The sequence below is a fragment of the Longispora sp. NPDC051575 genome (assembly GCF_040681875.1).
In the GTDB taxonomy this organism is placed as follows: domain Bacteria; phylum Actinomycetota; class Actinomycetes; order Mycobacteriales; family Micromonosporaceae; genus Longispora.
Window position 1 is genome coordinate 216,381 of record NZ_JBFAZP010000013.1, and the last position, 12,805, is coordinate 229,185.

At 73.9% G+C, this 12,805-nt stretch carries 10 protein-coding genes; 7 read left to right on the forward strand and 3 right to left on the reverse strand.

Annotated features, from left to right (window positions below):
• Positions 1-11 precede the first annotated feature (11 nt).
• Positions 12-1,454 carry a coenzyme F420-0:L-glutamate ligase gene (locus tag AB0M43_RS35100; RefSeq protein WP_363731157.1) on the reverse strand — a complete coding sequence of 481 codons (1,443 nt, stop codon included), beginning with the start codon at positions 1,452-1,454 and terminating at the stop codon, positions 12-14.
• 95 nt (positions 1,455-1,549) lie between these two features.
• Positions 1,550-2,512, reverse strand: a complete 963-nt coding sequence (gene cofD, locus AB0M43_RS35105) for a 2-phospho-L-lactate transferase (protein ID WP_363731075.1) — start codon at positions 2,510-2,512, stop codon at positions 1,550-1,552.
• A gap of 156 nt (positions 2,513-2,668) precedes the next feature.
• Between cofD and AB0M43_RS35110 the strand changes: the two genes are divergently transcribed.
• The 3 genes from AB0M43_RS35110 to AB0M43_RS35120 all read left to right on the forward strand — a co-directional run bounded on the left by AB0M43_RS35110 (position 2,669) and on the right by AB0M43_RS35120 (position 7,129).
• On the forward strand, positions 2,669-3,754 hold the full coding sequence (locus AB0M43_RS35110; RefSeq protein WP_363731078.1) for a hypothetical protein: 1,086 nt from the start codon (positions 2,669-2,671) through the stop codon (positions 3,752-3,754).
• 330 nt (positions 3,755-4,084) lie between these two features.
• Positions 4,085-6,604, forward strand: coding sequence for a bifunctional FO biosynthesis protein CofGH (locus AB0M43_RS35115; RefSeq protein ID WP_363731160.1), 2,520 nt, complete (start codon positions 4,085-4,087; stop codon positions 6,602-6,604).
• Positions 6,605-6,871: 267 nt separating this feature from the next.
• Positions 6,872-7,129: a WhiB family transcriptional regulator gene (locus AB0M43_RS35120; RefSeq protein WP_197006922.1), complete on the forward strand. Its 258-nt coding sequence runs from the start codon at positions 6,872-6,874 to the stop codon at positions 7,127-7,129.
• A 47-nt stretch (positions 7,130-7,176) separates the two neighbouring features.
• On the opposite strand, the gene AB0M43_RS35125 is transcribed toward AB0M43_RS35120, so the two are convergent.
• Positions 7,177-7,542: a metallopeptidase family protein gene (locus AB0M43_RS35125; protein ID WP_233472728.1), complete on the reverse strand. Its 366-nt coding sequence runs from the start codon at positions 7,540-7,542 to the stop codon at positions 7,177-7,179.
• Between the two features lie 188 nt (positions 7,543-7,730).
• Between AB0M43_RS35125 and AB0M43_RS35130 the strand changes: the two genes are divergently transcribed.
• The 4 genes from AB0M43_RS35130 to AB0M43_RS35145 all read left to right on the forward strand — a co-directional run bounded on the left by AB0M43_RS35130 (position 7,731) and on the right by AB0M43_RS35145 (position 12,802).
• Positions 7,731-8,096 (forward strand): DUF3499 domain-containing protein, encoded by a 366-nt coding sequence (locus AB0M43_RS35130; protein WP_363731082.1) that lies wholly within the window; start codon positions 7,731-7,733, stop codon positions 8,094-8,096.
• Positions 8,097-8,128: 32 nt separating this feature from the next.
• Positions 8,129-10,381, forward strand: coding sequence for a hypothetical protein (locus tag AB0M43_RS35135; protein WP_363731085.1), 2,253 nt, complete (start codon positions 8,129-8,131; stop codon positions 10,379-10,381).
• Positions 10,382-10,499: 118 nt separating this feature from the next.
• Positions 10,500-11,150, forward strand: coding sequence for a GNAT family N-acetyltransferase (locus tag AB0M43_RS35140; protein ID WP_363731088.1), 651 nt, complete (start codon positions 10,500-10,502; stop codon positions 11,148-11,150).
• 257 nt (positions 11,151-11,407) lie between these two features.
• On the forward strand, positions 11,408-12,802 hold the full coding sequence (locus AB0M43_RS35145; RefSeq protein WP_363731091.1) for an aldehyde dehydrogenase family protein: 1,395 nt from the start codon (positions 11,408-11,410) through the stop codon (positions 12,800-12,802).
• The last annotated feature ends 3 nt before the right edge of the window (positions 12,803-12,805 follow it).

A 12,805-nucleotide genomic window follows, 5' to 3' on the forward strand; every position in this document is an offset into this window, starting at 1 on the left:
CGGTCGGCGGGTCACCGGGTGAGCAGGTAGTCGGACGGGTCGCGGGGTGGGCGGTGGCCCGGCGGGTCCAGCGGGTAGCCGATCGCCACCGCGCCCATCGGCTGCCAGTCGGCCGGCAGGTCCAGGGTCGCGCGCACCACGTCGGGACAGAACATCGTGGACGACACCCAGCAGGAGCCGAGGCCGTACGTCCCCAGGCTGACCAGCAGGTTCTGCACCCCGGCACCCATGGCGACGTGGAACATGGTCCGCTCGGCGTCGGAGCGGCGCGGGTCGGGGTAGGGGTGCGCGGCGTCGGCGACCAGGCAGGGCACGACGAGTTCGGGGGCGGCGCGCAGCAGGTCGCCCCGGCGCAGGCGGCGCTCGACCTGTTCGGCGGTGAACCCGTCGCCGCGCAGGTCGGCGGCCCACGCGTCGCGCATCGCGTCGAGCAGCGCGGTCCGGGCCGCGCGGACGTGCACGAACCGCCACGGCACGCTGTGGTGCGGGGCCGGCGCGGTCAGCGCGTCCGCCACCGCCGCCCGGATCAGCTCGTCGGGGACCGGCTCCTTGTCGAAGGTCCGGGTGGAGCGCCGCCCGGACACGGCCGTCCGGCGCGCTTCGGCGGTCCCGAGGCTGAACAGGTCGGACGCGGCGTCCCGGACCAGCGTCTCCGCCACCCCGGGCCCGTCCGCGAGGCCGGACCCTCCGGGCTGTCGCGAAGCCCCGGCGTCGCCGCCCTCGTGCGCCGCGAACGTCGGGCGGCCGCTGACCGCCCCGTGCGCGCGCCCGGCCGGGGAGCCGGTGTCGGGCTCGCCCGGAACAGTGGCCGGCCGGCCGGTCGGGACAAGACCCCGGACCACAGCGACGGGTACCTGGTCGATCTTGCCCTTGACCAGCTCGCCGGCCGCCGCCAGCTCGTCGACCACGGCCATCCGCGTGACGAACAGGTCGTTGCCGTACGCGTCCGTCTCGCCCCGGTGGTCGCGCAGCGGGTGCACGCCGGCCGCGCCGATCGCGAAGTCGACCAGCCCGTCCCGCCACGGCCGGCCCATGGTGTCCGTGACGACCACGCCGACGTCGAGTCCCCGGTCCGCGAGGGCCGCCCGGAGCGCGCGGGCCGAGGCGTCGGGGTCGACGGGCAGCAGCACCATCCGGGTCGGGTCGACGTTGGACTCGTCGATGCCGGCGTTGTTCATGACGTACCCGTGATGCGTCTGGACGATCTTGACCTTGCCCCGGACGGCCACCGTGCGCGCGGTCTCGGCGGCCAGGATCGCGGCCTTGGCCTCCTCGCGGGCCGGGCCCTCGGCGGGCACGTCGACCAGCCGGCCCTCCGCCTTCGACACGATCTTGCTGGTCACGATGAGGATGTCGCCGTCGGCCAGCCACGGGGCGGCCTCAGCGATCAGGGCCGCGAGGTCGTCGCCGGGGGCCACGTCGCCGATCCCGGCCACCGGGAGAATGGTCAGCACCCCCTGGCGGGGCACCCCGGCCGCCGAGGCCCCGGGCCCGACCTGCGCCCCGGCCCCGGCCCGCGCGGCTCCGCCCTGCCCGCCCGGCTCCTGGTTCAGCACGCGAGTGCCGCCCCGACCATCGCGACCGTCGCGGCCTCGTCCGTCATCCACAGCGGCGCCCGCACCACCTTGACCCCGTCGATCACCGCCGTGTCCGCGCTGTCGACCAGCCACCCGGTGAGGAAGTCCGCGTAGAGCGCGCCGACGGCCTCGGCGGTCACCGGCACCCCGAGCACGGCCAGGCACCTGTCGGCCATGCCCCGGACCGGCGCGCCGCCGATGATCGGGGAGATGCCGACGACCCGGCGGCCGACCAGCGCCGACCGGATCCCCGGAACCGCCAGAATCGGGGCGATCGAGACGACCGGGTTGGAAGGTGCGACAAGGATCACATCAGCATTTTCCAGGGCTTCCAGGACGCCGGGCGCGGGAGTGGACTCGGCGGCGCCCAGGAAGACGAAGGTCTCGGTGGGGATGTCCGCGCGGTACCGGATCCACCACTCCTGGAAGTGCACCGCGCGCTGTGCCCCGCGAGCACCCGGGTCGCCCTCCGCCGAAGGCTCGAGCGGGTCGGACTGCGCGACGACGGCGTGCGTCTCCAGCTTGTGGTCGGTCGCCGGCAGCATCGTGATCCCCGGCTGCCAGCGTTCGCACAGGTTGCGGGTGATCTGTGACAGCGGGAGGCCCGCCGACAGCTGCCGGGTCCGGACCAGGTGGGTGGCGATGTCCTTGTCGCCGAGCCCGAACCAGGTCGGCTCGGCCCCGTACCGGGCCAGCTCCTCCTTGACCGTCCAGCTCTCGCCGGCCCGGCCCCAGCCGCGCTCCGTGTCGGACCCACCACCCAGCGTGTACATGATGGAGTCGAGGTCCGGGCAGATCCGTAGCCCGTGCAGGGTCACGTCGTCGCCCACGTTGACGATCGCGGTGACCTCGGCGTCGTGGGCGCGGGCCCAGGCCCGTACCCCGAGGAGGAACCGCGCGCCGCCGATGCCACCGGCCAGTACCGCAATACGCATCAGAGCATCCTCGCATCGGGGTACCCGCCGGGTGGCGCGCGCCCACTAGGGTGCGGCTGAAACTCCCGCGGACGGGGTAGGAAACGGGAGTGCGCATCGGTTCGTGCCGACCCGTACGGACTATGGTGATCGGCAACAAAGCTTCAAGGAGGCGCTGTGTCCACCCCGACAAAGGCCGATGAGAAGTCGGCGGCCGACTTCACCACGCCCTACCGGCCCCTGGCTGCCCTCGCGCTGGTCGCGGTGGCCGGCCTGCTGCTCGTCATCAACGTCTTTCAACTCCTACTGGTCACGGAGAACTGGGCCGAGGGCTTCACGTCCCGGGCCAACGCGAACTTCAGCGGGTTCGTCGGCCTCCAGGCCACGATCCTCCCGCTGCTCGCGGTCCTGATCGTCACCCACATCAAGCCGGTCGCCCAGAACGCGAAGACGATCACGCTGATCGCCCTCGTGGAGTACGGGGTCGGGGCGCTCTTCGGCCTGATCACGCTCATCGCCGGCACGCTGGCGAAGTTCGACTCGGTCGAGGTCTCCAGCGGCGCGTACAGCACGCTCGACGTCGTCTACGACATCTTCGTCGACATCGGCACGTTCGCGCTGTTCGGCCTGGCCGCGTTCCTCGTGTTCCGGGTCTTCGCCGGCGTCTACGTCACCCCCCGGCCGCCGAAGCCGGTCGCCCAGCCGTACCCGCAGCAGCAGCAGCAGGGCTACCCGCAGCAGGGTTACCCGCAGGGCGGCCAGCCCCAGGCCGGCTACGGCCAGCCGCAGCAGCAGGGCTACCCGGCCCAGCAGCAGTACGGGCAGCCGGCATACGGCCAGCAGCAGCCGCAGTACGGCCAGCCCGCCCCCGCGTCGGCCCCGCCGGCGTACGGGCAGCAGCCGCAGTACGGCCAGCCGGCCACGCCGCCCTACGGCCAGCAGCCGCAGTACGGGCAGCAGCAGCCGCAGCAGCAGTACGGCGAGCAGACCCAGGTCGTCGGTCAGCAGCCGCCGCAGGCGCAGACCTCCACGCCGCCCGCCAGCTCGCCGTTCCCGAGCTACGCGGCCCCGACGTCGGCCCCGCCCGCCCCGCCGGCCCAGAGCCCGCAGCAGGCCGCTGACCGGACCTGGCCGCCGACCAACGCGCCGGGCCAGCCCGCCGCGCCGCCGGTTCCGCCCGGTGGGGTGTTCCCGGCCCAGGAAGAGGCCCAGCGCACCCAGCTGATCCAGCCGGGCCAGATCCCGCCGGCACAGCAGCAGTAACGATCCGTTGGAGGGGCCCCGCCGTGTGGTGGGGCCCCTCCTTCCGTTTGCGTCCACGGCCTCGGGCGGCACCGTGCCCACGGCCTCGGGCGGCACCGTGCCCACGGCCTCGGGCCGCACCGTGCCCACGGCCTCGGGCGGCACCGTGCCTGCGGCCTCGGGCGGCACCGTGCCCACGGCCTCGGGCCGCACCGTGCCCACGGGCACGGCACCGCACGGCCACGGACCAAGCCGGCCCCGCCGGACCGTCCCCGGTCGACGGAACCGGCCCCGCCGCGCACCCTGGGGCTGGTTCCTACTTCGGAGTAGGGTGGCCGGGTGAATGACGGGATGCGCAGAGCCCTGCGGCGGGCCCGGGACGGCCGGACCGTGGACCGGGCCGAGGCGGCGGTGCTGCTCGGCGCGCGCGGCGAGGCCCTCGACGAGCTGATCGCCGTGGCCGGCGCGGTGCGGGACGCGGGACTGCTGGAGGCCGGCCGGCCGGGCGTGGTCACGTACTCGAAGAAGGTCTTCATCCCCCTCACCCGGCTCTGCCGGGACCGCTGCCACTACTGCACCTTCGCGACCGTGCCGCACCGCCTGGAGTCCCTCTACCTGGAGAAGGACGAGGTGCTGGCCATCGCGCGCCAGGGTGCGGCGTTGGGCTGCAAGGAGGCCCTGTTCACCCTGGGCGACGCCCCGGAGGACCGCTGGCCGCAGGCGAAGACCTGGCTGGACGAGCGCGGCTACGACTCCACCCTCGACTATGTCCGGGCGTGCGCGATCGCCGTCCTGGAGGAGACCGGGCTCCTGCCACACCTCAATCCGGGGGTACTGAGCTGGGCCGACCTCCAGCGCCTCAAGCCCGTCGCGCCGAGCATGGGCATGATGCTGGAGACCACGGCGACCCGGCTGTGGTCGGAGCCCGGCGGCCCGCACTACGGTTCCCCGGACAAGGAGCCGGCGGTCCGGCTGCGGGTGCTGGAGGACGCGGGCCGCGTCGGGGTGCCGTTCACCACGGGCGTGCTGATCGGGATCGGCGAGGACCTGGCCGAGCGGGCCGACGCGCTGTTCGAGATCCGGCGGATCTCCCGGGAGTACGGGCACATCCAGGAGGTGATCGTCCAGAACTTCCGCGCGAAGCCGGACACCGCGATGCGCGCGATGCCCGACGCGGAACTGGGCGAGTTGGCCGCGACGATCGCCGTCGCCCGCCTGGTGCTCGGCCCGAACGCGCGGATCCAGGCCCCGCCGAACCTGGTGGACGGCGAGTTCGCGCTGCTCCTGCGGGCCGGGATCGACGACTGGGGCGGGGTGTCCCCGCTGACCCCGGACCATGTGAACCCCGAGCGCCCGTGGCCGCACCTGGACGAGCTGGCGGCCCGGTCCCGGGAGGCCGGGTTCACGCTGACGGAGCGCCTGACGATCTACCCGCCGTACCTGTCGGGGAGCTGGCTCGACCCCCGGCTGGCCGGGCACGTCGCGGCGCTGGCCGACCCGAAGTCCGGGCTGGCCGACCCGGACGCGCTCCCGGTGGGCCGGACCTGGCAGGAGCCGGACGGCGGCTGGGAGTCCTCGGGCCGCACGGACCTGCACGTGGCCGTCGACACCACGGGCCGCACCGCCGACCGCCGCACGGACTTCGACGAGATCTACGGGGACTGGGCGGCGGTGGGAGCGTCGGCCCGCGACGGCATGGCACCCGACGTGGGCACCGTCCCCGACCCCGGCACCCTTCCCGGGCCCGGCGCCCCTGCCACCCGCCTCGGCGACCTCAGCGCCGCCCTGGCCCTCGCGGCCACCGACCCCGCCGCCCTCCTGACCCGCGACGACCTGGCCCTCGCCCTGTTCACGGCGGACGGCCCGGCCCTCGACGAGCTGTGCCGCACCGCCGACGCCGTCCGCCGCGACACCGTCGGCGACGACGTCACCTACGTCGTCAACCGCAACATCAACTTCTCGAACGTCTGCTACGTGGGCTGCCGGTTCTGCGCCTTCGCCCAGCGCGAGCGGGACGCCGACGCGTTCCGGCTCAGCGTGGCCGAGGTGGCGGCCCGCGCGGTCGAGGCGGCGGCGGACGGGGCGACCGAGGTCTGCGTCCAGGGCGGTATCGACCCGAAGTTACCGGTATCGGTCTACGCTGACCTGGTCCGGGGCATCAAGGCCGCGGTACCGGGGATGCACGTGCACGCGTTCAGTCCGATGGAGATCGTGACGGGCGCGTCGAAGGCCGGCGTGCCGGTCCGCGACTGGCTGGCCGGGTTGCGGGCGGCCGGGCTGGACACGATCCCGGGTACGGCGGCGGAGATCCTCGACGACGAGGTGCGCTGGGTGCTGACGAAGGGAAAGTTGCCGGCGTCCGCGTGGGTCGAGGTGGTTTCGACCGCGCACGACCTGGGTATCCGGAGTTCGTGCACGATGATGTACGGGCACGTCGACCACCCGGGCCACTGGCTCGGGCATTTCCGGGTGCTCGCGGGCATCCAGGACCGTACCGGCGGCTTCACGGAGTTCGTCGCTCTTCCTTTCGTGCACCAGAACGCGCCGCTCTATCTCGCGGGCATCTCCCGACCGGGTCCGACGATGCGCGACAACCGCGCCGTGCACGCGATGGCACGCCTACTCCTGCACGGTCGTATTCCGAACATCCAGACGTCGTGGGTGAAGCTCGGGGACGTCGGAACAGTGGCTATGTTGAATGGCGGCTGCAACGATCTCGGGGGCACCCTGATGGAGGAGACGATCAGTCGGATGGCGGGTTCGGCGCACGGCTCGGCCAGGACGGTTGCCCAGTTGAGAGCGGTCGCGGAGCTCGCCGGACGCCCGGCGCGGCAAAGGACAACTTTTTACGGTTCCCCCGTAACCCCCTGACGACTGTCTCGTTTCCTACAGTGACGCCGGCCCGCCGGTCTGTTCGCCGTGCCCACTGGTGGTTTGCCCCTTTTCTTGGTACCCCGAAGTTGCGCCTATTTATCAGGTTCGGCTTGACGACGCACGCATTACACGCGTGTAATTTCACGGGGGACACACAATCGTGATGCGGGCCAGGCCTGGCAATTAGGATCAACTACACAAAGACCTTCCGCGTGGGGGGTACGCACCGACCGAAACGTCGGCAGCGAGGAAGGGGGCACGCTGATGGAGGACCAAGAGGTTGTCGCAGACCTCCTGGGGGACGCACCGGAGTGGCAGGAGCACGCACTCTGTGCCCAGACCGACCCGGAGGCGTTCTTTCCAGAAAAGGGTGGCTCGACCAGGGAGGCGAAGCGCATCTGTGGGCGCTGCGAGGTCAAGTCCGACTGCTTGGAGTACGCGTTGTCGAAGGACGAACGTTTCGGGATCTGGGGGGGTCTGTCGGAACGGGAGCGCCGGAAGCTGAAGCGTCAGGCCGTCTAGAACACCGGCGGGCGCGCGGGGGTGTCCCGGCGCCCGGGACCGTACACCTATGAGAGTTCTTCGGGGTCTATCCCGAGCAGGTTCGCCAACTGCTCGATCACCACGTTGTTGATCAGGTCGGCGAGGTCGTCCCGGTCCACGGCGCGGAACTCGAGCGGGCGGCGGTAGAGGACGATCCGGGGCGGCACGGCCTGTCGCCCCGGGCGGCCCGGCAGCAGGCGCGCCAGGGGCACCTCGCCGTCCTCCAGGACGTCGGTGTCGTAGACGTTGAGGTCCGGGGGGACGTCCTCCACGGCGAACTCGACGCCGGCCAGCTCGTCGGCCCAGCGCCGCTCCAGCCCCTCGACCGCGTCGAGGATCAGATCGTCGAAAATGTCCCGCCGGGTCCGGAACAGTGGGACCGAGGCCGGCACCAGCCGACCTCGGAGCCCGCGTCCTCTCCGGTCCCGATGGTGCCGGGGTGCGCGGGGTGTCTCGTTACTCGGCGGGGGACTACTCACGCCGCCCACACTAGCCCTCCGGAGGCCCGGGGCGGCCCCCTGCCGGCGTGTCGTGGGGGTATCGAGATGACGGGAGCCTGAGAGAGGGGTACCGTGCCGCCGTGAGGTCACCACGGCTGTGTTCCCGTAACGGCTGCCGCGTTCAGGCGGTGGCCACGCTGACCTACGTGTACGCCGATTCGACGGCCGTCGTCGGCCCGCTCGCAGGTGCGGCTGAGCCCCATTCGTACGACCTGTGTGAGCAGCACGCCCGGAGCCTCACCGCGCCCCGGGGCTGGGACCTGGTCCGGCACGAGGGCGACTTCGACCTGCCGCCGCCCACCCCCGACGACCTGGTGGCGCTGGCGGACGCGGTGCGCGAGGCCGGCCGCTCCGACCCCGCCCCGCCCCGACCGGATCCGCCGCGCGAGGCCGCCGGTCGTGGCGTCGGCCGGCGCGGGCACCTGAGAGTTATCCCGCCGTCCTGAGGAAGTTCACCTCGGAGGACAACTCTTGACCCGTGGGTAACGGGTGGCTCGACGCGGTGGAGACCTATGTGGCGGACACGGACGATCCGCGTCCGCTGCGCGACTGGCTGCACGGCCGCGGGCTGGAACCCGCCCGGCTGGACCGGCTGCCACAGTGGAGCACCATCGAGACGGCGGCCGTCGGCCGGGCCGACGGTGAGCGTCCGGACGTGACGCACGTGGACCGCTGGGTGGCCGACGCGGTGCGCGGGGCCGCCCGGTTCGAGGGCGGGGTGGTCGTCCTCGCGCTGTACGTGGCCGCCATCTGCGTCGAGGCCTGGGGCCGCAGCTCGCACTACGACCGGATCGTCGGCGTGATCACGGCCGCCCAGCGCGCCACCGCCGCCGACGGTGACCCCGTGACGGCCGCCGTGCTCCGCCAGCTCGACTCGCTCCGGCACGAGATCGACGTGGCCCGGGCGCTGGTGTGCACCGCCCCGATGGCCATGGTCCCGCCCGCCGAGCGGGTGCTGATCGTGGCCCGGCGGGCCGGGGAGGATGCGGCGGCGCTGGCGGAGGTGTGCCCGCCGATCGCGCGGTACCTGGCCCGGCTGGCCGTCGCCAAGACCGCGTACTACCGGGGCATCGTGGCCGCCGCCCGCGCGGTGGGGGAGTACGAGGCGACCGGCCGGGCCGCGCTGCCCAAGATGCGCCGGGCGATCGAGCTGCTCCGCGAGGCCGAGTCGTCCGGGGCGACCGGGGACACGTTCGACACCACGGAGCTGCGGGCGCACCGGCGGAGCCTGCAACTGCTCGCCGACGCGGCCGACGACGACTGGCTCGTGGTGGAGGCCGGCAGGATCGTCTACGTGTACCCGTTCGCGCTGCGCGGAGCGCCCGACGCGCTCGTGGTCCGCGCGGCCCGCAAGCACGGGCGGGACTGGCGGCTCGGCGGGCACCCGGTGCGCTGGATGCGCGACTTCCTGCCGGTCGGGGACACCTGGGAGGGCGCCACGGACCGCCGGTACGAGGGCGTGGTCCTCGAACTGCCCGACCTGACGATCACGACGGCAGACGGCCGGCCCCGGGGCCCGTACCGGGTGGAGCTGCGGTTCTCCCAGCTCGGCAACCACTACCTGCGGGTCGAGTCGGCCCTGCGCGACGCCCGCGCCGGCAACGTTTACGAGGCCCTGCACCGGGCGGCCCCCGAGCACGGCCTGGAGACCATCTCCGGCAAGGACGGCGCGTCGAACCTGGGGGAGCACGTCCGGCAGATCCTGGCCGACCTGGGCCGGCGGATCGTGCACTCGGTGTCGCACGACCCGGTGCTCCGCCAGCCGCTGGAGGACGCGGGCCGGCCGCTGAGCCGGGTGGAGGTGAAGGCGCGCCCGGACCTGTACCACGTGGTGCTCTCCATCCAGGACGCCGCGCTGGCCGCCGGCCCCGGACGCGGCGCGGCCCGGCGGCGGGTCAACTCGGTGGGGGAGCTGCGCGGGGCCATGGGCTGGCAGATCCTGGGCCATCCGGTGTCGGAGGCGACGTACGCGCTGGCGGAGTGGGCCCGGTACACGCCGGCCGCCCGGCGGAACCCGCTGGCCGGCCTGACCCTGGCGCACGAGCACGTGATCGCCACCCTGAACACGACGGTGCTGGTCATGCTGGGCACCCCGGACGTGATGGTCGAGCCCCTGGCGGCGATGGCCGAGTTCACCGCCTCGCTGGAGGGGCTGATCGGGGCGTGGCGGGAGAAGATCGTCGAGTACCGGCTGCGGCTGGTCGACAGCATGGACGAGGCCGAGAAGGCGCTGGCCGGCGGCCGGATGACCGGGGTCGGCGACACCCTGGCCCAGTTGCAGAACCAGCAGCTGGTGCTCCAGCGGCTGGTCGCCGAGGCCCAGTCGCTGCTGATGCACCTGTTCGGCCCGGCCCTGGTCAGCGCCGAGGTGGAGCGCGCCATCCTGGACCGGCTCGCCGAGGCCTCCGGGGTCAACCGGCTCCGCGCGGACCTCTACGAGCAGCTCGACCAGGCCAGCAGCGGCCGGGCGGAGGCCGTGATCGACGCCCTGGCCCGGCTCAGCGAGCAGCGGTCCCGGGAGAGCCAGCAGCGCCGCGACGCCCGGCAGCGGATCCTGGTGGAGGCGTTCGCGTGGCTGTTCGGCGCGGCCAGCATCAGCGGGGTGCTCCAGGTGCTCCAGGACGCGCGCTGGATGTCCGGCGGGCTCGCGGCGCGGTGGGCGCTGGCGGTGCTGGCGCTCGGCGGGGTGGGCTGCGGGTGGGCGCTGCTGCGGCTGTGGCGGCGGAAGTAGCGGGTGGCGCGAAGCCCGGGCGGGCGGCACGATGGCGCGCGTCTGCGGGCCGAGACGTGGCATCGGAGGTCGGTGCGAGGCCCGGCACCGAGGGGCGGAATGACGGTAACGTGACCGGATGCGCATCCTCGCCGTCTCCGGCCCGCATCCCCTGCTCGCCGAGTTCCACGCGGACGTCCTGACCCCCTCCTTCCCGCCGTCGGAGCTGGGCCCGCTCGACGAGCTGGACGGCGCGCACGTGCGCCTCGCCCTCGACGACGACGGCCGGGTGCTGGGCGGCGCCGTCGGCGACTGGGACCCGGAGCTGCGGGTCATGCTCCTGGGCTACCTGGCGCTGCGGCCCGGGATCCGGGGCGGCGGGATCGGCGGCGCGCTGCTCGACGACACCCTGGCCGCCTGGCGGACCGAGCACGACCCGTGCCTGGTGCTCGCGGAGGTGGAGGACCCGGCGGCGCACGCGGGCGCGGTCGCCGAGCACGGCGACCCGGCGGCCCGGCTGCGGTTCTACCGCAAACGCGGCGCGCGCGCCCTGGACATCCCCTACTTCCAGCCGGCCCTGAGCCCCGAGACCGGCCGGGTGCCGGGGCTGTTCCTGATGGTGCTGCACGCGGCGGCGGAGTTCCGGGCGGGGGAGGACGCGGTGCCGTCCGCCCCGGTCCGGTCCTTCATGGAGGGCTACTTCCTGGAGACCGAGGGCACGGTCCCGACCGACCCGGAGGCGCGGGCCCTGTGGGACGCCCTCGCCGGCCCCACGGTCGCGCTCCTCTAGAAAACCGCAGATCAACACCACCATCCGGTTACGAGTGGGGGTCCGACCCGCCGCGCATCGGCTCGGCCCCGCCCGGTCCAGGGGGAACCCGGGCGATCCGGCCCCGCCCGGTCCACGGGGAACCCGGGCGATCCGGCCCCGCCCGGCCCGGTCAGGACCAGCCGACGGTCCAGCCCGCAGGCCCCGCGTCCCCGGGTCCGCGCGGCCCACGCCGGAGGGGCTCCAGCGGGCCCGCGCGGCCGACTACGGTAGGGGGCGTGGACGCTTACTGTTTCGTCGCCGGCACCCGGGAGAGCACGCCTGAGGCCCTGGAGGTGCGCGCCCCGGGCGACGGCCGCCTGGTCGGCGTCGCCGGCGTCCCCGACGAGGGCCAGGTCGAACGGGCCGTCAGCGCGGCGGCAGCGGCGGCCGGGGCCTGCGCGGACCTGCCCGCCCACGCCCGGGCGGCGGCGCTGGACCACGTGTCCCGCCGGCTCGCCGAGCGTGCCGAGGAGGTCGCGGCCCTGATCAGCGCCGAGAACGGCAAGCCGGTCAAGTGGGCGACCGTCGAGGTGGCCCGGGCGGTGTCCACGTTCCGGTGGGCGGCCGAGGAGGCCCGGCGGTTCGGCGGCGACCTGCAACGCCTGGACACGGATCCGGCGGCGACGGGGCGGGCGGCGCTCGTCCGGCGGTTCCCGCGCGGCCCGGTGCTGGGGATCGCGCCGTTCAACTTCCCGCTCAACCTGGTCGCGCACAAGGTCGCGCCGGCGATCGCGGTGGGCGCGCCGATCCTCGTGAAGCCGGCCCCCGGTACCCCTCTGACGGCTCTGCTGCTCGGTGAGCTGCTCGCGGAGACCGACCTGCCGGCCGGGGCGTGGTCGGTGCTGCCGGTGCCGAACGACCGGATGTCGGCCCTGGTCGCCGACCCGCGGCTGCCCGTGGTGAGCTTCACCGGCTCCGGGCCGGTCGGCTGGCAGATCGCCGACGCGGTGCCCCGCAAGCACGTCACCCTCGAACTCGGCGGCAACGCGGCGGCCGTGGTCTGCGCGGACTGGCCCGACCTGGCCCAGGCCGCCGGCCGGATCGCGCTGTTCGGCAACTACCAGGCCGGCCAGAGCTGCATCGCCGTCCAGCGGGTGTTCGTCGCGGCCCCGGCCTACGACGAGTTCTGCCGGCACCTGGTCGACGCGGTCGGCGCCCTGGACTTCGACACCGAGGTCGGGCCCGTGATCAACGACGCGGCGGCCGACCGGATCGAAGCCTGGATCGGCTCCTCCGGCGGCCGGGTGCTGATCGGCGGCGGGCGGGACGGCCGCCGGGTGCAGCCCACCGTGCTCGTCGACGCCGACCCGAAGGCCGAGGTGAACAGCGAGGAAATCTTCGGCCCCGTGCTCGTCGTCGCGCCGTTCGACACGGTGGAGGAGGCGTTCGCGCTGGTCAACGACTCGCAGTACGGGTTGCAGGCCGGCGTGTTCACCCGGGACCTGCCCACGGCGTTCGCGGCGCACCGGGCGCTGGCGGTCGGGGGCGTGATCGTCGGGGACGTGCCCAGTTTCCGGGCCGACCAGATGCCCTACGGCGGGTCGAAGGGCTCCGGGGTGGGCCGCGAGGGGGTGCGCAGCGCCATGGAGGACTACACGGAGCAGCGGGTCCTCGTCCTGGCCGCGTTGTAGGCG